Genomic DNA, 17,658 nt, shown 5'->3' on the forward strand with positions numbered 1-17,658 from the left:
GATGCCCCGTCGCACCACCACCCCCCGCATCGGCCGCTGCATGGCACAGGTCGCCATGGTCATGAACCTCGACAAGTGCATCGGCTGCCACACCTGCTCGGTCACCTGCAAGCAGACCTGGACCAACCGCCAGGGCACCGAGTACGCGTGGTTCAACAACGTCGAGACCCGCCCCGGCCAGGGCTACCCGCGCGGCCACGAGGACCAGGAGAAGTGGCAGGGCGGCTGGCGGCTGGACGGCCGCGGCCGGCTCGTCCCGCGTACCGGCGGCCGCGCCCGCCGCCTGGCCCGCCTCTTCGCCAACCCCGAACTCCCCGCCCTGGACGACTACTACCAGCCCTGGACCTACGACTACGAGACGCTGATCTCCGCGCCACTCGGCGACGACCTGCCCACCGCCCGCCCCCGCTCCCTGACCGACGGCCGGCCCACCGCGGTGACCTGGGGCCCCAACTGGGACGACGACCTCGGCGGCGGACCGGACCACCTCGCCGGCGACCCCGTGCTGCGCCGGATGAACGAGCAGGTGAAGCTGGAGTACGAGCAGGCGTTCATGTTCTACCTGCCGCGGATCTGCGAGCACTGCCTGAACCCCACCTGCGTCGCGGTCTGCCCCTCCGGCGCCCTCTACAAGCGCATCGAGGACGGCATCGTCCTGGTCGACCAGGACCGCTGCCGCGGCTGGCGGATGTGCGTCAGCGGCTGCCCGTACAAGAAGGTGTACTTCAACCACACCACCGGCAAGGCCGAGAAGTGCACCCTGTGCTACCCGCGCATCGAGGCGGGCGAGCCGACGGTCTGCTCGGAGACCTGCGTCGGCCGGCTGCGCTACCTCGGCGTGATGCTCTACGACGCCGACCGGGCCGGCGAGGCCGCGGCCGTCCCCGACGAGCGGGACCTCTACGAGGCGCAGCTCAACTGCTTCCTCGACCCGCACGACCCCGAGGTGGTGCGCGCCGCCGAGGAGTCGGGCATTCCGCACGACTGGATCACCGCCGCCCGCCGCTCCCCCGTCCGCGACCTGATCACCCGCTACCGCGTCGCGCTGCCGCTGCACCCGGAGTACCGCACCCTGCCCATGGTCTGGTACGTGCCGCCGCTCTCCCCCGTCGTGGAGGCGCTGACCCGCGGCGGCCACGACGGCGAGGACCCCGCCAACCTCTTCGGCGCCATCGACACCCTCCGCATCCCGCTGGAATACCTGGCCGGGCTGTTCACCGCCGGGGACACCGGGCCGGTCGAGGCCGCGCTGTGCCGGCTCGCCGCGATGCGCGCGCACATGCGCCGGATCAACCTCGGCGAGGAGCGCGATCCGGCCATCGCCCGCGGGGTCGGGATGGACCAGGAGTCCATCGAGGCGATGTACCGGCTGCTGGCGCTGGCCAAGTACGAGGAGCGGTACGTCATCCCCACCGGCTACGCGGCCGGCGCGGACCGGGACGGCAACCCCACCGGCGGCGCCGGGCACGCCGGGTGCAGCCTGGAGGGCGCCGGCGGGCCGGGGATGTACTCCGCGGACACCTTCCACGCCCCGCCCGTCCCGGCGCCCGCCGGCACCGCGAGCCGGCTCGGCGGCCGCCTCAACCTGCTGAACTGGAACGGCCGCGGACGCCCCAGCGGCCTCTTCCCGCCGCGCGGCGGAACGGAGCACGACCGATGATCCACCACCGGGCGATCCACCAGGCGGCCGCCCTCCTCCTGTCCTACCCCGGCCCCGACTGGCCGGAGCGGATCGCCAAGGTGACCGCCGCACTGGCCGGACTCGGCGGCCCGGAGGCGGCGTTGCTCCTCGACTTCGGCCGAGCCACCGCACAGGTGCCGCCGCTGGACCTCGCGGCCCGCTATGTCACCACCTTCGACCGCAGCCGGCGCCGCACCCTCCACCTCACCCACTACACCGACGGCGACACCCGCCGCCGCGGCGCGTCGCTGGCCGGCCTCAAGGCCCACTACCGGGCGCACGGCTGGGAGCCGGACGCCGGGGAACTGCCCGATTTCCTCCCCGCCATGCTGGAGTTCGCCGCCCGCTGCCCGCGGGGCGGCACGCCCCTGCTGCACCGCTACCGCGGCGCGATCGACCTGCTCACCCAGGCGCTCGACGACCACCGCAGCCCGTACACCGAGGTGCTGCGGGCCGTCCGGCTCACCCTGCCCGCCGCCGGCCCGCTGCCGCGGCCCGCGCCGGACACCACCGCCCCCGTTCCGTTCCCGCTCCGGACCACCCCGGGCGACGAAGGAGTCCGCCGGTGATGACCCACCTGCACATCGCACTCTGGGGCGTACTGCCCTATCTCTCCCTGACCGTGCTCATCGCCGGGACGGCCTGGCGCTACCGCTACGACCGCTTCGGCTTCACCACCCGCTCCAGCCAGCTGTACGAGTCCCGGCTGCTGCGCGTCGGCGGACCGCTCTTCCACTACGCGCTGTTCCTCGTCATCGGCGGCCACGTCATGGGCCTGCTGGTCCCCGAGTGGATCACCGAACGGCTGCGGGTCAGCGAGACCGCGTACCACACCGTCGCGCTCGCCATGGGCGGTACGGCCGGGCTGGCGGCGGCCGGCGGGCTGGGCGTGCTGCTGTGGCGGCGGGTGCGGGTGCCCGCGGTCCGCCGGGCGACCAGCCGCAGCGACCGGCTGGTCCTCCCCCTGCTGACCGCGGTCCTGCTGGCCGGCCTGACCGCCACCGCCTCGTCGGTCACCAATCCCTACGACTACCGGCTCGGCGTCTCGGTGTGGTTCCGCAGCCTGTTCGAACTGGATCCCGACGTCCCGGCGATGGCCCACGCCCCGCTCGAATACCAGGTCCACGCGCTGCTCGCCATGGTCCTGTTCGCCCTGTGGCCGTTCAGCCGCCTCGTCCACGCCTTCGCGGCGCCGGTCGGCTACCTCTTCCGCCCCTATATCGTCTACCGCTCCCGGGCCCGCGGCGCCGGGATGTGACGCCGGGCGCTCAGGCGCGGAAGGTCTCGGCGAGCCGGGCCGCGAACGCGGCGGCGTGGGTCGTGCTGCCGGTGTGCCCGCCGGGGAAGTGCACCAGCTCCGTGCCGAACCGCTCGGCGAGGAACGCGGCCGGGAGATAGGCGACTTCACCGCGCGAGTCCTCGCCGCCGGCGAGCACCAGCCGGTCCGCCAGCGCCGCCAGCCGCTCGGTGTCCGGCACGTAGGCCATGAAGCGCGGCACCACGCGTCCGAGGAAGTACGGCAGGTTGGCCATCGTCTGCTCGGCGCGCGCCGCGGCCTGCGGCGGAAGCTTCAGCTCCGGCTGCGGCAGCGCGGTCGCGCCGGGCTTCTTCAGCCCCGCGGCGAACTCGGCCATCGCCGGCATCAACCCCCGCGTACGGAAGGTCTCCTGCACCCGCGCGACCATCGCCCGGTGCGTCGCGGCGTCCGGCAGCACCTCCACCACCGGCGGTTCGTGCACCACGGCGCGCAGGACGCGATCGGGGTGGGTGGTGAGCAGGTGGAGGGCGGTGATCGCGCCCGAGCTGAGGCCGAACACCCGGGCCGGCTCGCCGGGCGACAGCTCCGCCAGCAGCCGGTACGCGTCGTCGGCGTGCTCGGCCACGCTCTGCTCGGCGTCCGGGTCGTCGAGCGCGCTGCGGGAGATCCCGCGCGGGTCGTAGGTCGCCACGGTGTACGCGGCGGCGAGGTCGCCGGCGATGCCCTCGAAGGCCGCGGCGCCGCCCGCGCCGCCGGGTATCAGCAGCAACAGCGGTCCCTGGCCGCGTACTTCGTAGTGCAGGGTCGCGCCGGGCACCGTCAGACGGCCGGTGGTCACCGTCGTGGTCATGAGGGGTCTCCTTCTCGGGATGCGGGCCAGTTCTCCAGGAGGGTGTGCAGGGCGTCGAGCGCGCGCACCCAGGACTCCTCGGGCGGCCGCTCGTGCGCGAATCCGCCCGCGGCCTCCAGGGCGACGAACCCGTGGAACGTGCTGCGCAGCAGCCGCACCGCGTCGGTCAGCTCGGGCTCGGCCAGTCCGTAGCCGCGCAGCAGGCCGTAGGTCAGCTCCACCGCGCGCCGCGGTCCGGGCGCCGCGGCGGCCAGTCCGGGGTCGATGCGGATCCGGATCTGGGTGGCGGTGTAGCGGCCCGGGTGCGCGTGGGCGTACTCCCGCCAGGTGTTGGCGTACGCGACCAGCGCGTCCCTGCCCGCCCGGCCGGCCATCGCCTCGGCGATGCGGAGGGTCTTCTCGTCCGCGGCCAGCAGCGCGATCCGCCCGCGCAGGTCCTCAAGCCCGCGGACGTGCGAGTAGAGGCTCGCGTCCTTCACCCCCAGCCGCCGCGCGACCTGAGACATCGTCACCTGGTCGAGCCCGGCCTCGTCCGCCAGCTCGGCCGCCGCAACCGTCACCCGCTCCGCCGTCAAACCGGCCCGCGCAGCCATGCACCCTCCTGGGAGATCCGGACGTTCTTACCTAGGGCCCCTAGTTTTAACCTAGGGCCCCTAGGTAAGCAAGCGCGGGGGTGGCCTGATAAGGCACGTACCCCCGTCGCCCATTTATCGACTCCCCACAACACACACCGCATCGGATCGGTTGACGCCAGCCCTGACCCGCGAGGTGATCGCTGACATCATCCAGGAAGGATCAAGAAGCCCTTTGTGGTGACCCCACAGGTATGCGAAGGAGACGGGATGGCGGAGAACGGTGCGGTGCTGGTGACCGGGGCCGGGGCGATGACCCCGCTCGGCGATGACGCGGCGGCCACGTGGTCGGCGCTGCTGGCCGGCAAGTCGGGTGTGCGCGCCCTGGCGGAGGAGTGGGCCGGCGGGCTGCCGGTGCATGTCGCGGCCCCGCTGGCCGGGGATCCGGCCGCCGGCCTGCCGCGTGCCGAGGCGCGCAAGCTGGACCGGGTGGAGCAGATCGCTCTGGCCGCCTCCCGGGAGGCGTGGCAGGACGCCGGTGCGCCCGAGGTGGACCCGGTACGGTTCGCCGTCGTCATAGGCACCGGCATCGGCGGGATACTCACCACGCTCGGCCAGGACGACGTGTTCGAGGCGTCGGGGGCCCGGCGGCTCTCGCCGTTCGCGGTCCCGATGCTGATGGCCAACGGCCCGGCGGCATGGGTGAGTATGGACCTGGGGGCGAAGGGCGGCGCGCGGACGCCGGTGAGCGCCTGCGCCTCGGGCGCCGAGGCCCTGGCGATGACCCTGGACCTGCTGCGCGCCGGGCGGGTGGACGTGGTGGTGGCCGGCGGGGTGGAGGCGAGTCTGCACCCGTTCACCCTGGCCGCGTTCGCCCAGATGAAGGCGCTCTCACCGCGGTCGGAGGATCCCGAGGCGGTGTCCCGGCCCTTCGACGTTGCCCGCAGCGGCTTCGTGATGGGTGAGGGCGGCTGCGTCCTGGTGCTGGAGCGCGCCGAGTTCGCGCGGGCCCGGGGCGCCCGTGCGTACGGCGCCCTGGCCGGCGCGGGGATCAGCTCCAGCGCCGACCACATCACCGCCTCCGACGTGGACGGCCAGGTGCGCGCCATCGACGCGGCGCTGCGGGACGCCGGGCTGGGCCCGCGCGATATCGGCCACGTCCACGCCCACGCCACGTCCACCCCGTCGGGCGACCTGGCCGAGGCGCGGGCCATCGCGCGTGCCGTGGGCGACCACGCCGCCGTCACCGCGACCAAGTCGATGACCGGCCATCTGCTCGGCGCGTCGGGCGCGGTCGGCGCGCTGGCCGCACTGCTGGCCCTCAAGGACGGTGTGGTGCCGGCCGTGCGCAACCTGGACGAGCTGGACCCGGCGATCGACCTGGACGTGGTCCGCGGCGCGAACCGCAACGGCCGGTGGGGCGCCGCACTGGCCAACTCGTTCGGCTTCGGCGGGCACAACGTCAGCCTGGTGTTCACGGAGTGAGGCGGTGGGGGCACGGGTGCGCGGGCCGGACCGTCGCGCGCACCCGTTCCCTCCAACCCCCCGGCAGATAGCGGCAGTTGGGCGACTCAGGCAGTGACCTGCGGCTCGCCGGGGCTGAGGTAGTGCACCGCGATCCCTTCCGCGTGCGGTGCGAGCAGGCCCTCCAGTTCGTGCGCCGCGGCCTTGAGGAGGTCGGCGTCGCGGGTGGCGTCGACGGTCTCCAGGAGGAACGCCACCTTGGTGGAGTTCTCGGTGACGCGGGTGCGGTGGGCGTCGCGGTGGTTCCAGTGGCGGGTCAGGACGCCGGTGGTGTCGGCGTAGATGATCTCGCCGGGCTTGGGGTGCTCGACGGTGCCGGGCTCACCGAGCGGGGTGAACTCCTCGCCGCCCTCCGCGTAACGGATCTCGACGTCGCCGGTGACGTGGTCGAGGTCGAAGGCGCCGGCCGGCAGGGCGTGGCGGACCGAGACGGCGTTGTAGGAGTCGACGGCCGGGTTGATGCGCGGCAGTGTGCCCTTCTTGGCCATGCGGCGGCCGAGGGCGTCGACGCTGGGGCGGACGCGGCGGGGGTTGGTGCCGAAGGAGCGGTAGGCGGTGTGCCAGGCGGCGATGCGCGGGTCGTTCTCGTCGGCGGGCTGCCAACTGCCTTCGGCGAGCCGCCGTTCCAGCTCGTCCAGGGCGGCGGCGGTGGCGGGCCAGGGCTCGCGGCCGCGCAGGCCGGTGGCGGTGACCAGGGCGATGAGCGCGCCGGGGAAGGCGTCGGCGACGGCGGGGGTGATGCGGAAGGTGGTCATGGACGGGCTCCGGTTGCGGTGTCGGTGCGGGGGGGGCTTTCTGGGTGGGCGTACGGTCGGTCCCGGTCTCAGCTGAGGGCGAGGAGGCTGACGGCGACGGCGGCGCTGCCCAGGCCGAGGAGTTGACCGCGGTGGATGCGCTCGGCGAGGACGCAGCGGGCGAGCAGTACGGTACCGGCCGGGTAGAGGGCGGTGATCACGGCGACGACGGCGAGGTCGCCGCTGCGGGCGGCCAGCAGGAAGAGCAGGTTCGCCATCGAGTCCAGGACGCCGGCGGTGGCCGACAGCGCGTAGGCGGGCTTCTCGGTGCCGAGGCGGCGGTACAGCAGCCCGGCCGCGGCCAGGGTGACGGCGGAGGAGACCGCCCGGCCGGTGATCAGCGGGGCCACGCCGCTGTCGGCGGGCGCCTGGTGCAGGAAGACGAGCTGGAGCGCGATGGCCGCGCCCGCGCCCAGGGCCAGCAGCAGCGCGGTACGGGACGGGCGCGCGGCCCCGGTGCCGTGTCCGGCGCTGACCAGCACCACCGCGACCAGCGCCAGCGGCAGCCCGACCAGTCCGGCCAGGCCCAGGTGCTCGCCCTGCACCAGCCCCACCCCGACCGGCAGCATGGCGGACACCAGCGCGGTGATCGGCGAGAGCACGTTCATCGGGCCCATCGCCAGAGTGCGGTAGAGCAGGGCGAACGCGGCGGCCGAGGCGACACCGGAGGCGGCACCCCAGGTGAGCGCGGACTGGCTGAACGAGGCGCCGAGGAACGGCCACAGCAGGAGTTCGACCGCGAGCGACGCCGGGGCGGCGATCAGCACGGTGCGCAGGACATGGGCCTTGCGGGCGCCGAGGCCGCCGAGGAAGTCGGCGCACCCGTAGGCGAGGGAGCTGCCCAGGGCCAGCAGCAGAGCGATCACGGTACATCCCTTACTATCGAATGGAACGACCGAACGGTACATCGCACCGACCGGGCCGTGTCAACCAAACGACCGTGGGGCACTCTCAAACGACCGTGGGTGACCGTGGGCGCCTGTCACACGACCGTGCCTGCCTGGCAAGATCCACCCGCGAGACGGGATTCACGCGCGAGACGGGGTCCACGCGACGAGGCGGGCTCCCCGCACGAGAAGGGAATCGGATGACCGAGACCGAGGCGGCGCTGCGGACGCTCGCCCACAACGTCCGGGCGGCCCGGACCCGCGCGGGCCTGTCGCTGGACGAGCTCGGCCGGCGCGCCCAGGTCAGCAAGGGCGCCCTGGTCGCGCTGGAGAAAGCCCAGGGCAACCCGAACTTCGCCACCCTGGTCCGGCTCGCCGACACCCTCGGTGTCTCGGTCTCCGCCCTGACGGAGGGCAAGGCCGAGGCGCGCGTCCGGGTCGTGTCCGCCGACGCCCAGCAGCCCTTGTGGACGGGCGCGCGGGGCAGCGCGGCCCGGCTCATGCTGACGACCCCGGGGCCGGCCCCGGTCGAGGTCTGGCGCTGGGAGCTGCGGCCGGGCGAGGAGTACCCCAGCCACCCCCACCAGGCCGGGGTCGTGGAGACCGTCAGCGTCACCTCCGGCCGGATGACGCTGGTCGTGGACGGCACCGAGCACGCCGTCGAGGCCGGGCAGACCGCGGCCTTCGACGGCGACGCCCCGCACACCTACCGGGGCGCGGGCACGGAAACGTGCCACCTGATCATGACCGTCCACCTCCCGCCCGGCGGCGGTGGCCCGGCGGCCTGATACGGCCCGCCGCCGGGCGGCGGATTCAGCATGGGCCGGTGGCGGTCCAGCCGTTGGCCGTTCTCAGCCGTTGAGGGACGCGACGCCGGCCTGGGCGAACTGCTCGTCCAGGTCGCCGCTGGGCGCGCCCGCGACGCCGATGCCCGCGATCGGCGCGCCCTTGGCCTGGACGGGGGCGCCGCCCGCGAGGAACAGCGTGCCCGGGATGTCCTTCAGCGTGGGTGCCTGCTCCAGGCGCTTGACCAGCGCGGAGGTCGGCGCGTTCCAGGACACCGCGGTGAACGCCTTGGCCTCGGCCGCCCGGTACGACTGCGGCCCGGCGCCGTCGCCGCGCAGGGTGGCGACGGTGTTGCCGTTGCGGTCCACCACGGCCACCGACACATGCTGACCGGCCTTCTCGGCGGCGTCGAGCGCGGCCCGCGCCGCCTTGCCCGCCGCGGCGATCGACAGGTGGTCGGTGGTGACGGTGCCGGTGGCGGGCGCCTGGCTCGCCGGGGCGGCGGAGGCGGCACGGGCGCCGGTGCCGGGGGCCGCGACCGCGAGGGCTCCGGCGGCGCTCACCCCCACCGCGGCGAGCACGGCCGCGCCGGTGAGGATCCGGGTACGCCTGAACGGCATCTGCATGGGTCTGCTCCTGTTCGTCGGTCCGGGACCGGGGGCCCGGCGCCGCGGCGGGCGGCCACGGCCCGTCCATCGTCGGCGGCCGCCGAGGGGGCCGCGTTCGCCGGAGCGGATGCCGTCGCGGAGCATGATGGAGGACGCCGATGTCCACCGATCGGATGACGGACGCGGTCCGTGAGCCGGGTTACGAATCAGGGATGGATGCCGAATCAGGGATGGATACCGGGCCAGGGATGCATGCCGGAGCGGGGAGGAACGTGCAGCACCCGAGCCGCGGCTCCGCGGCGTCCCCGCCCGGCGCATGCGCGACGGCACCCGGACCGGCCCCGGAAGCCGCCGCCGTGACCTCCTCCGGCCGCCGCCTGGAGGCCGTGATCTCGGCGTCCTTCGTACTCCTCCTGATCGCCGCCATGGCCCGCTTCCTCACCCGGCACTCCGGCGCCCCCAACACCTGGTGGGTGATCGCGCTGACCACCGTCCTGGCCGTGGCGTACGCGGCCCGGCCCGCCGCCGGCGGAGGCGTACCGGTGCGCTGGCAGCGGGTGTGGTTCGGGGCGTTCATCGCCGGCTGGGTGGCGCTGGTGCTCCAGGCCCCGAGCTTCGCCTGGAGCGCCGTGGCCATCCTCTACACCGCGCTCCAACTCCTCCCGGAACGCGCGGCGTTGGCGCTGAGCGCCCTGCTGGCCGTCCTGGTCGTGGTCGCCCAGGTGCGCATCGACGGTCCGGATCCGCTGCTGATCGTGGTGCCGCCGGTGGTCACCGGCCTGGCCGCGGCGGTCTTCGTCCATATGCGGCGGCAGTCCGCGCGGCAGCGCACGCTCATCGACGACCTGGTCCGCACCCGGCGCGGCCTGGCGTCCAGCGAACGGCGGGCCGGGGTGCTGGCCGAGCGCGAGCGGCTGTCGCGGGAGATCCACGACACCCTCGCCCAGGCACTCTCCAGCCAGCGGATGCTGCTCCAGGCCGCCGACCGGCTCTGGGACGAGGACCCGGCGGCGGCCCGCCGGCACATCGCCACCGCCTCGGACATCGCCGAGCGCAATCTCGTCGAGGCCCGGCGGTTCGTCCACGACCTGGCGCCCGCCGACCTCTCCGCCGGGGCCGGGCTGCCGGACGCGCTACGGGCCCTCGCCCGCCGCGAGACCGCCGCCGGAACGACCACCGGATCGGCCACCGGCAACGACATCGACACCCGCAACGACATCGGCGACGGCGACCGCGATACGGGCGGCACAGGCGCCACGGCGCCCCCCGGACCGACGACCGTGACGTTCCGTACGGACGGCGAGCCGGTCCCGCTCCCGCCGGCCGTCGCGGCGGCCCTGCTGCGGGTGGCGCAGGGCGCCGTCGCCAACGTCCGCGAGCACGCCCGTGCCACCGCCGCCGTCCTCACCCTCAGCTATCTGGACGAGGACGTGGTCCTGGACATCGCCGACAACGGCCGCGGCTTCACCCCGCCGCCCGGCGACGCGTCCGGCGCCCTCCCCCACCGCGGCCACGGCCTGCCGGCGATGGAAGCCCGGATGCGGCAGCTGGACGGCACCCTGACCGTCGAATCGCGCCCCGGGGAGGGCACGGTCGTCTCGGCGGCGGTCCCGCTCCGGACGACCGGCCCGGCCACCGCCCAGGACGAGGAGTGAACCCCGTGCCCCCTGCCCCGCACTCCCCCGGGCCCCGGGCTGCCGGCGGCCGCCGGGTGCGCCTGCTGCTGTGCGACGACCACGCGGTGGTCCGGGCCGGTCTGCTGGCGCTGCTGTCCGCCGAACCCGGCATCGAGGTCGTCGGCGAGGCGGCCACCGGCGAGGAAGCCCTGGCCGTCGCCGCCAAGGAGCGGCCCGACGTGGTGCTGATGGACCTCAGCCTCGGCGCCGGCATGGACGGTATCGAGGCCACCCGCCGCCTGCTCGCCGAGGTCCCGGGCACCCGCGTCCTGGTCCTCACCACCTACGACACCGACGCCGACGTCACCCGGGCCATCCACGTCGGCGCCACCGGCTACCTCCTCAAGGCCGAGCGGCCCGAGGAACTGTTCGCCGCGATCCACGCCACGGCCGAGGGCCGGGCGGCGCTGTCCGCGCCCGCGGCCGGCCGGGTCATGGCCCGCGTCCGCGCCCCGCGGGCCGCGCTCACCGACCGCCAGCTGGACATCCTCCGCCAGCTCGCCCGGGGCCTGGGCAACCGCGAGATCGCCCGTACCCTCTTCATCAGCGAGGCCACCGTCAAAACCCACCTGGTCCGGATCTACACCAAACTCGGCGTCGACACCCGCGCCGGCGCCGTGGCGGCCGCCAAGGAACAGCGCTTGATTCCCTGAACCTCGGGGCCCCTGACCCCACGGAGGAGGGCGTCTCCCGGCTCTGTACCTACTAGTATGTACGGAACCAGCATCAACAACAGGTCAGACCCCGGCCCAGGAGAGGACCCCTCCCATGCCCTTCGTCCGCATCGACGCACTGCGAGCCGACCCGGCCCGGCTGGACGCGCTCAGCCGGGCCGTGCACGACGCCCTGACCGAGACGCTCGGCATCCCGCCCGAGGACCGCTTCCAGGTCCTGGTCGGCCACGACGGCGTCACCAGCACCCTGCGGCACGGGAACTACCTGGGCATCCAGCGCGACGACGGGATCGTCTACATCGCGATCACCCTGCGCGCCGGACGCACACCCGACCAGAAGCGGGCGCTGTACCGGCGGATCGCCGAACTGGCCGAGGAGTACGCGGGCACCGAACCGCGCAATGTCTTCGTCACCCTGACCGAGAACGCGTCGGTCGACTGGTCACTGGGCAACGGCCTCGCCCAGTACGCCCTGCCGGACCCGGACTGAGGGCGCCGGAAGCGGACTGAGGGCACAGGACCCGCGCGCGAAGAGCCCCGGCGGAACGAATCCGCCGGGGCCCTTCGCGTACTCGGAGATCGCCGCGACCAGCTCGTACGGCCGGCCGGCCCGGATCAGTCCGTCCCGGACTCCATCGCCGCGCGGTCCAGCATGGCCTCCTCGGACGGGGCCGCGCCGCGCGAGGCGATCGCCTGGGCGCCGCCCTTGTCCATCGCGCCGATCAGGCCGGTCGAGGCCGCCTGGGCGGCGCCGATCAGCGTCGGGTGACCGCTGCCGACCAGGCCCAGACCGGCGTACTGCTCCAGCCGCGCGCGGGAGTCGGCGATGTCGAGGTTCCGCATGGTGAGCTGGCCGATCCGGTCCACCGGGCCGAACGCCGAGTCCTCGGTGCGCTCCATGGACAGCTTGTCCGGGTGGTAGCTGAGCGCCGGGCCCCGGGTGTCGAGGACCGAGTAGTCCTCGCCGCGCCGCAGCCGGAGGGTGACCTCGCCGGTGATCGCGGCGCCGACCCAGCGCTGGAGCGACTCCCGGACCATCAGGGCCTGCGGGTCCAGCCAGCGGCCCTCGTAGAGCAGCCGGCCGAGCCGCCGGCCCTCGTTGTGGTACGCGGCCACGGTGTCCTCGTTGTGGATCGCGTTGACCAGCCGCTCGTAGACGATGTGCAGCAGGGCCATGCCGGGGGCCTCGTAGATACCGCGGCTCTTCGCCTCGATCACGCGGTTCTCGATCTGGTCGGACATGCCCAGACCGTGCCGGCCGCCGATCTCGTTGGCCTCCATGACCAGGTCGACGGCGGAGGCGAACTCCTTGCCGTTGATGGTGACCGGGCGTCCCTGGTCGAAGCCGACCGTCACGTCCTCGGTGGCGATCTCCACCTCCGGGTCCCAGAACCGCACGCCCATGATCGGGTCGACGGTCTCGATGCCGGTGTCGAGGTGCTCCAGGGTCTTGGCCTCGTGGGTGGCGCCCCAGATGTTGGCGTCCGTGGAGTACGCCTTCTCCGTGGAGTCCCGGTACGGCAGCCCGTGCGCGAGCAGCCACTCCGACATCTCCTTGCGGCCGCCGAGCTCGGCGACGAAGTCGGCGTCCAGCCAGGGCTTGTAGATCCGCAGGTGCGGGTTGGCGAGCAGGCCGTAGCGGTAGAACCGCTCGATGTCGTTGCCCTTGAACGTGGAGCCGTCGCCCCAGATCTGCACGCCGTCCTCGAGCATGGCCCGCACCAGCAGGGTGCCGGTCACGGCCCGGCCCAGCGGGGTGGTGTTGAAGTAGGGGCGGCCGCCCGACTTGATGTGGAACGCGCCGCAGGCGAGCGCCGCCAGCCCTTCCTCGACCAGCGCGGCACGGCAGTCGACGAGCCGGGTGATCTCGGCACCGTAGGCGGAGGCACGGCCGGGCACGGACTCGATGTCGGGCTCGTCGTACTGGCCGATGTTGGCGGTGTACGTGCACGGGATGGCGCCCTTGTCGCGCATCCAGGCAACGGCGACCGAGGTGTCGAGACCACCGGAGAAGGCGATGCCGACGCGCTCGCCGGCGGGGAGGGAGGTGAGGACCTTGGACATAGCAAGACTATGCATCATCCCGCATGACCATGCAAGTGCGGATTTCGTCCGGGCCCGGCCGGCGCGCTCGGCCGGGCCCGGACGGGCGGGTCAGGACCGGTCGTCCGGTGCCGGGTTCCCGGGCTGGCGGCGGTGGCCGCCGTTCCGCTCCTGCCAGGCGCGGTAGACCTCGACCGCCGCGTCGCGCGGCTCGTACCGCATCGGCAGGCGGCGCTCGTCCCAGTCCTTGCCGAACTCCTCGTAGAACGTGCTCAGCTCGAAATACTTGCGGTCGTCCACGTAGTGCGGCTCATAGGCGTCCCGGGTGGTGAGGAAGACCACCTCGTCCGGGGAGCAGTAGTAGAGCGCGCCCAGGCACATCGGGCAGGGGTGGGCGAGCACGTAGATCGTGGTGCCGGTCAGGTGCTCGGTGCCCAGCGCGGTGCAGGCCGCGCGGATGGCGAGGATCTCGGCGTGGGCGGTGGGGTCATGGGTCTGGGCGACCTTGTTGGGACTCTCGGCCAGGACCTCTCCGTCCTTGACGATCACGGTGGCGAACGGACGGCCGCCCTCGGCGACGTTGCGGCGGGCGAGGTCGATGGTGCGCTGCGCGAAGTCCATGGGGCTCCTTCGGGGCGTGGGGGCGCCTGGGGTCATGGGGGGTTGGTGGGCCGGAAGGGGTTGGCGAACCAGAAGAACTTGCCGGGTCAGAACGGCTTGGTGGGGAGGTACTTCCCATCGAGGGTGATGATGGCGCGTTCGCCGCCCTCGGGGTCGGCGACCTTCCGCACGTCCAGCTTGAAGTTGATGGCGCTGATGATGCCGTCGCCGAACTGCTCGTGGATCAGCGCCTTGAGGGTGGTGCCGTAGACCTGGAGGATCTCGTAGAAGCGGTAGATCGTCGGGTCGGTGGGGACGCCGCCGGGGATCGAACCGCGAGTGGGGATGGTCTGGAGCAGCAGCGCGGCGTCGTCGTCCAGGCCCAGCAGCCCGGCGACGGCCTCGGCGGCCTCGGCGGGCAGGGCGTGCTGCCCGAGGATGGCCGCGGTGACGAACGCGGGCGACAGCCCGGCCGCGTCGGCGAGCTGCTGCCAGGTGAGGTCCTTCCGCGTCTTGGCCTCGACCGCGGCGACGGCGAGCGCCTGGCGGGCGGCGGGGTCGAACTGGGCGTGCGGGGTGGGCTGGTTCATGACGGTCCTCTCGGATGTGGGTCTTGAGATCTCGTGGCGCGGAGATCTTTTCGGTGCTGAGATCTTGTGGGCTTGGCGGCCGGGGCGGAAGGGCGCGTCAGGCGGCGCGGGCCGCGTCGCCCACCGCGCCGAGGCCGTTCCCGGCTCCGACGTCGTCCACCGCGCCGGTCCCGATGTCGTACACCCACCCGTGCAGCGCGAGGGTGCCCGCCGTACGGGCGCGGGCGACCGCCGGGTGGGTGGCGAGGTTGGCCAGCTGGGCGCGGACGTTCTGGCGGATCAGGGCCGGCAGGTCCACGGCGTCCGCCCCGGCCGCGGCGCGCGCCGTGGCGGCGTCCGCGTGGTGCAGCCAGTACGCGAGCGCGGGCACACCGGTCAGGTCGTGCGCCTCGGCGAGGGCCGTCATCGCCCCGCATGCCGAGTGCCCGCACACCACGATGTCGGTGACACCGAGGACCGCGACGGCGTACTCCACGCTCGCCACCACACCGTCACCGGACGACCGGTGATAGGCGGGGACCAGATTGCCGGCCGTGCGGATCACGAACAGGTCGCCGGGCTCGCAGCCGGTGAGCAGCTCCGGGACGACGCGGGCGTCGGAACAGCCGATGAAGAGCGTAGGTGGCCGGTGATGAGCGGCCAGACGGCCGAAAAGTTCCGCCTTGGCCGGAAAGACGTCCCGCTGGAAGCGGGCGACCCCGGCGGCGAGGTCAGACATGGGAACTCCGCATGGGCACTCCTTGAGCTGGCGGACTTGCGGGGGACTTGCGAGGGCTTACGAGGACTCGCTTCCGCCGACCGTGCGGGCCGACGAGTTCCACCCTGCCCGACCTGCTCGTATAGAGTCCAAGAGCTGCTACGGATCCCACCCATAGATGCCACCAATACCACCGCCTATAGTCGTCCGCATGGCCCTGGAACTGCGTCATCTGCGCTATCTCCTCGCGGTCGCCGAACACGGCAGCTTCACCCGCGCCGCCGAGGAGCTGCACATCTCCCAGCCGACGCTCTCCCAGCAGGTCCGGCAGCTGGAGCGGACCGTGGGGGCGCAGCTGCTGGACCGCACCGGGCGCACCATGCGCCTGACCGACGCCGGCGAGGCGTACGCGGAGCACGCCCGGAGCGCGCTGCGCGATCTGGCCGCCGCCGAGCGGGCCGTCCATGACGTACGGGACCTGTCCCGGGGCCATCTGCGGCTGGGGGTCACGCCGACGTTCACGGCCTATCTGGTCGGCCCGCTCACCGCCGCGCTGCACTCCCGGTATCCCGGGGTGACGCTGGCCGTCCGGGAGATGCCGCAGGACCGGATCGAAAGCTGCCTGCTGGGCGACGAGTTGGACCTGGGCATCGCGTTCGCCGGAGCGCACCTGCGCGGGATCGAGGCAGCCGCTCTGTTCACCGAGACCCTGAGCCTGGTCACCGCCGCCCCGGGCCCGGCGGAGGACGAGCTCCCGCTACCGGTGTCCCACCTCACCGACCGCCAACTGGCCCTGCTCAGCACGGACTTCGCCACCCGCACGCACATCGACGCCTACTTCACCGCGCACCGGGTCACCCCGCGGATCGCGGTGGAAGCCAACTCCATCCAGGCTCTCACCGAGATCGTCCGCCGCAGCGCGCTCTCCACCGTCCTGCCGGACGCCCTCACCCACGACCATCCCCACCTCACCCCCGTCCCGCTCGACCCCGCCCTCCCCGCCCGCACCGTCACGCTGCTGCGCCGCACCGACGCCTATCGCACCGCCGCGGCACGGGCGTTCGTCCACCTGACGAGGGAACTGGTCGAAAGCCGGGGGTATCCGCCGGCCTGATGCGAGGGGGGCGGGCGCCCATACGGCCCGACGCCGCACCTAACTCGCCCTCCACGCAAGGGATTTCACCGCCCCACCGGATCCCCCCACCCAGGGTCGTCCGGGCAGAGGAGGGCGAGGTGGCCGCCCTCGTTCAGGGGGGTGGGGACGGTCAGGGTGGTGCGGTGGTGGGGGTGGTCGGCGTCGAGGAGTTCGATCTCGCCGTGGCCGCCGCGGGTGACGGCGATGAGGGAGGAGGCCGGGGAGGCGGCCAGGGCGCGGCGCTGGACGCCGTCCCAGGGGGTGCCGCCGGGGCGGGGGGCGCCGGCCATCGGGGGCAGCGGGATGCGTGCGGTGATACGGGGGTCGGGGCCGGAGCCGGGTGTCAGGAGGATCAGTTCGTCGCCGTCGGGGTGGACGCGGGTGTAGGCGATGTGGCGGGCGGCGACGGCCAGGCGGAAGACCAGGCCGGGGCCGAGCGGGACGCGGCCGGTGCGGCCGGTGTCGAGGTGGTGCCACCAGGCGTGGTTGTCCCAGTCGGGCCAGCGGCCGGGGTGCGGCGGGCCGCCGCGGACGGCGGACCAGAGGAGCCGGCGTACGGGGTCCAGGCGCAGGTAGTAGCCGCGGCCGGGGCCGCCCCAGGGGAGCGGCGGTTCGGGTATGAGGCGTCCGGCGTGGTGGCGGGCGCGGTGCACACCGGAGCCGGCGGCGGCGAACAGCCGTCCGGTGCGCGGGTCGTGGGCGTCGCCGTGGCCGTCGTCGTCGGCCAGCGGCAGGGTGAGGTCCGGGACCGCGGGCGGGCAGGAGGGGGCGGCGGCCATCAGGGCGGTGTGGCGGTAGGCGGCGAGCTGTCCTGGTTCGCGGTGGCGGAGGACGACCAGGGGGTCGTCGGTGCCGAGGACGGTGACGCCGGGTTCGCCGGGGCGGGTGCGGAGGCGTACGGCGTCGGGGCGGCCGGGGGCGTGCAGATCGATGGCGGTCAGGAGGTCGCACCAGGGCTGGTCGTTGCGGCCGAGGCCGGTGGTGACGGCGAGGTAGCGGCCGGTGGGGTCGGCGGCGAGGTGTTCGGCCGGGACGGCGACCGGGACCGTCGCTTCGGTCAGGGGGCGGCCCGCGTCGGGGCCGTAGGGGTCGAGGACGACCAGTTCGCCGGCGCGGTCGTCGATGAACGCGGCGCGGGCGCCGGGGAGGACGAGGAAGCCGGCGTGTTCGGCGAGGTGGCGGCCGGGCAGCGCTGAACTCTCCGTGCCGTCCGGGAGGTTGAGGACGCGGAGCGAGCCGGCGACGTGGTCGGCGACGAGCAGGCGGGGGTGCGGGGGCATGCG

19 protein-coding genes are annotated in these 17,658 nt (G+C 73.8%); 9 read left to right on the forward strand and 10 right to left on the reverse strand.

The window, feature by feature from the left end; translation table 11 throughout:
• The first annotated feature begins 1 nt into the window (after position 1).
• The 3 genes from narH to narI are packed head-to-tail and all read left to right on the forward strand — an operon-like array spanning position 2 to position 2,939.
• The gene (gene narH, locus ADL22_RS11300) at positions 2 to 1,660 is read left to right on the forward strand and encodes a nitrate reductase subunit beta (protein WP_066976491.1); all 1,659 of its coding nucleotides are present in this window, start codon (positions 2 to 4) and stop codon (positions 1,658 to 1,660) included.
• Positions 1,657 to 2,250: a nitrate reductase molybdenum cofactor assembly chaperone gene (narJ, locus tag ADL22_RS11305; protein WP_066976494.1), complete on the forward strand. Its 594-nt coding sequence runs from the start codon at positions 1,657 to 1,659 to the stop codon at positions 2,248 to 2,250. The genes narH and narJ overlap by 4 nt, the downstream gene beginning before the upstream one ends.
• Complete coding sequence (narI, locus tag ADL22_RS11310) at positions 2,250 to 2,939, forward strand: respiratory nitrate reductase subunit gamma (RefSeq protein WP_066976497.1); 690 nt, start codon at positions 2,250 to 2,252, stop codon at positions 2,937 to 2,939. Before narJ ends, narI begins: the two co-directional genes overlap by 1 nt.
• Positions 2,940 to 2,949: 10 nt before the next feature.
• On the opposite strand, the gene ADL22_RS11315 is transcribed toward narI, so the two are convergent.
• Together ADL22_RS11315 and ADL22_RS11320 are read right to left on the reverse strand one after the other, a co-directional pair.
• Complete coding sequence (locus ADL22_RS11315) at positions 2,950 to 3,789, reverse strand: alpha/beta fold hydrolase (RefSeq protein ID WP_066976500.1); 840 nt, start codon at positions 3,787 to 3,789, stop codon at positions 2,950 to 2,952.
• Positions 3,786 to 4,382: a TetR/AcrR family transcriptional regulator gene (locus ADL22_RS11320; RefSeq protein ID WP_066976502.1), complete on the reverse strand. Its 597-nt coding sequence runs from the start codon at positions 4,380 to 4,382 to the stop codon at positions 3,786 to 3,788. The genes ADL22_RS11315 and ADL22_RS11320 overlap by 4 nt, the downstream gene beginning before the upstream one ends.
• A 249-nt stretch (positions 4,383 to 4,631) precedes the next feature.
• On the opposite strand from ADL22_RS11320, the gene ADL22_RS11325 reads away from it, so the two are divergent.
• Entirely contained in the window at positions 4,632 to 5,846 is a 1,215-nt protein-coding gene (locus ADL22_RS11325; RefSeq protein WP_066976504.1) for a beta-ketoacyl-[acyl-carrier-protein] synthase family protein, read from the forward strand.
• An 86-nt stretch (positions 5,847 to 5,932) separates the two neighbouring features.
• Here ADL22_RS11325 and ADL22_RS11330 read toward each other — a convergent pair whose 3' ends face one another.
• On the reverse strand, positions 5,933 to 6,640 hold the full coding sequence (locus ADL22_RS11330; protein ID WP_066976514.1) for a B3/4 domain-containing protein: 708 nt from the start codon (positions 6,638 to 6,640) through the stop codon (positions 5,933 to 5,935).
• Positions 6,641 to 6,708: 68 nt separating this feature from the next.
• The gene (locus ADL22_RS11335) at positions 6,709 to 7,545 is read right to left on the reverse strand and encodes an EamA family transporter (RefSeq protein ID WP_066976517.1); all 837 of its coding nucleotides are present in this window, start codon (positions 7,543 to 7,545) and stop codon (positions 6,709 to 6,711) included.
• Positions 7,546 to 7,766: 221 nt separating this feature from the next.
• Between ADL22_RS11335 and ADL22_RS11340 the strand changes: the two genes are divergently transcribed.
• Positions 7,767 to 8,354 carry a helix-turn-helix domain-containing protein gene (locus ADL22_RS11340; RefSeq protein ID WP_066976520.1) on the forward strand — a complete coding sequence of 196 codons (588 nt, stop codon included), beginning with the start codon at positions 7,767 to 7,769 and terminating at the stop codon, positions 8,352 to 8,354.
• Between the two features lie 63 nt (positions 8,355 to 8,417).
• Here the strand turns inward: ADL22_RS11340 and ADL22_RS11345 are convergent, their stop codons facing one another.
• On the reverse strand, positions 8,418 to 8,978 hold the full coding sequence (locus tag ADL22_RS11345; RefSeq protein ID WP_066976530.1) for a GlcG/HbpS family heme-binding protein: 561 nt from the start codon (positions 8,976 to 8,978) through the stop codon (positions 8,418 to 8,420).
• Between the two features lie 338 nt (positions 8,979 to 9,316).
• Between ADL22_RS11345 and ADL22_RS11350 the strand changes: the two genes are divergently transcribed.
• From ADL22_RS11350 to ADL22_RS11360, 3 genes are all read left to right on the forward strand, one after another.
• Positions 9,317 to 10,615: a sensor histidine kinase gene (locus ADL22_RS11350; protein ID WP_066976533.1), complete on the forward strand. Its 1,299-nt coding sequence runs from the start codon at positions 9,317 to 9,319 to the stop codon at positions 10,613 to 10,615.
• 5 nt (positions 10,616 to 10,620) lie between these two features.
• Positions 10,621 to 11,289, forward strand: coding sequence for a response regulator transcription factor (locus tag ADL22_RS11355; protein WP_324615533.1), 669 nt, complete (start codon positions 10,621 to 10,623; stop codon positions 11,287 to 11,289).
• A 115-nt stretch (positions 11,290 to 11,404) separates the two neighbouring features.
• The gene (locus tag ADL22_RS11360; RefSeq protein WP_066976536.1) at positions 11,405 to 11,800 is read left to right on the forward strand and encodes a tautomerase family protein; all 396 of its coding nucleotides are present in this window, start codon (positions 11,405 to 11,407) and stop codon (positions 11,798 to 11,800) included.
• Positions 11,801 to 11,925: 125 nt separating this feature from the next.
• On the opposite strand, the gene argG is transcribed toward ADL22_RS11360, so the two are convergent.
• The 4 genes from argG to ADL22_RS11380 form a co-directional block, all read right to left on the reverse strand.
• Positions 11,926 to 13,374 (reverse strand): argininosuccinate synthase, encoded by a 1,449-nt coding sequence (gene argG / locus ADL22_RS11365; protein ID WP_066976538.1) that lies wholly within the window; start codon positions 13,372 to 13,374, stop codon positions 11,926 to 11,928.
• A gap of 90 nt (positions 13,375 to 13,464) precedes the next feature.
• Positions 13,465 to 13,974 (reverse strand): nucleoside deaminase, encoded by a 510-nt coding sequence (locus ADL22_RS11370; protein WP_066976541.1) that lies wholly within the window; start codon positions 13,972 to 13,974, stop codon positions 13,465 to 13,467.
• Between the two features lie 86 nt (positions 13,975 to 14,060).
• On the reverse strand, positions 14,061 to 14,543 hold the full coding sequence (gene cynS, locus ADL22_RS11375; protein ID WP_066976543.1) for a cyanase: 483 nt from the start codon (positions 14,541 to 14,543) through the stop codon (positions 14,061 to 14,063).
• 97 nt (positions 14,544 to 14,640) lie between these two features.
• Positions 14,641 to 15,261 (reverse strand): carbonic anhydrase, encoded by a 621-nt coding sequence (locus ADL22_RS11380; RefSeq protein ID WP_066976545.1) that lies wholly within the window; start codon positions 15,259 to 15,261, stop codon positions 14,641 to 14,643.
• Positions 15,262 to 15,451: 190 nt separating this feature from the next.
• On the opposite strand from ADL22_RS11380, the gene cynR reads away from it, so the two are divergent.
• Positions 15,452 to 16,354 (forward strand): transcriptional regulator CynR, encoded by a 903-nt coding sequence (gene cynR / locus ADL22_RS11385; protein ID WP_199836270.1) that lies wholly within the window; start codon positions 15,452 to 15,454, stop codon positions 16,352 to 16,354.
• A 65-nt stretch (positions 16,355 to 16,419) separates the two neighbouring features.
• Here cynR and ADL22_RS11390 read toward each other — a convergent pair whose 3' ends face one another.
• Positions 16,420 to 17,655: a hypothetical protein gene (locus ADL22_RS11390; RefSeq protein ID WP_066976548.1), complete on the reverse strand. Its 1,236-nt coding sequence runs from the start codon at positions 17,653 to 17,655 to the stop codon at positions 16,420 to 16,422.
• Positions 17,656 to 17,658 lie beyond the last annotated feature (3 nt).

Origin of the sequence: Streptomyces sp. NRRL F-4489 (assembly GCF_001509485.1) — a bacterium.
Taxonomy (GTDB): domain Bacteria; phylum Actinomycetota; class Actinomycetes; order Streptomycetales; family Streptomycetaceae; genus Streptomyces.

Bases quoted from the DNA above. Each gene is read 5' to 3' on its own strand.
- narH (WP_066976491.1), top strand. From the start codon at position 2: ATGCCCCGTCGCACCACCACCCCCCGCATCGGCCGCTGCATGGCACAG.
- narJ (WP_066976494.1), top strand. From the start codon at position 1,657: ATGATCCACCACCGGGCGATCCACCAGGCGGCCGCCCTCCTCCTGTCC.
- narI (WP_066976497.1), top strand. From the start codon at position 2,250: ATGACCCACCTGCACATCGCACTCTGGGGCGTACTGCCCTATCTCTCC.
- ADL22_RS11315 (WP_066976500.1), bottom strand. From the start codon at position 3,789: ATGACCACGACGGTGACCACCGGCCGTCTGACGGTGCCCGGCGCGACC.
- ADL22_RS11320 (WP_066976502.1), bottom strand. From the start codon at position 4,382: ATGGCTGCGCGGGCCGGTTTGACGGCGGAGCGGGTGACGGTTGCGGCG.
- ADL22_RS11325 (WP_066976504.1), top strand. From the start codon at position 4,632: ATGGCGGAGAACGGTGCGGTGCTGGTGACCGGGGCCGGGGCGATGACC.
- ADL22_RS11330 (WP_066976514.1), bottom strand. From the start codon at position 6,640: ATGACCACCTTCCGCATCACCCCCGCCGTCGCCGACGCCTTCCCCGGC.
- ADL22_RS11340 (WP_066976520.1), top strand. From the start codon at position 7,767: ATGACCGAGACCGAGGCGGCGCTGCGGACGCTCGCCCACAACGTCCGG.
- ADL22_RS11345 (WP_066976530.1), bottom strand. From the start codon at position 8,978: ATGCAGATGCCGTTCAGGCGTACCCGGATCCTCACCGGCGCGGCCGTG.
- ADL22_RS11360 (WP_066976536.1), top strand. From the start codon at position 11,405: ATGCCCTTCGTCCGCATCGACGCACTGCGAGCCGACCCGGCCCGGCTG.
- argG (WP_066976538.1), bottom strand. From the start codon at position 13,374: ATGTCCAAGGTCCTCACCTCCCTCCCCGCCGGCGAGCGCGTCGGCATC.
- ADL22_RS11370 (WP_066976541.1), bottom strand. From the start codon at position 13,974: ATGGACTTCGCGCAGCGCACCATCGACCTCGCCCGCCGCAACGTCGCC.
- cynS (WP_066976543.1), bottom strand. From the start codon at position 14,543: ATGAACCAGCCCACCCCGCACGCCCAGTTCGACCCCGCCGCCCGCCAG.
- ADL22_RS11380 (WP_066976545.1), bottom strand. From the start codon at position 15,261: ATGTCTGACCTCGCCGCCGGGGTCGCCCGCTTCCAGCGGGACGTCTTT.
- cynR (WP_199836270.1), top strand. From the start codon at position 15,452: ATGGCCCTGGAACTGCGTCATCTGCGCTATCTCCTCGCGGTCGCCGAA.
- ADL22_RS11390 (WP_066976548.1), bottom strand. From the start codon at position 17,655: ATGCCCCCGCACCCCCGCCTGCTCGTCGCCGACCACGTCGCCGGCTCG.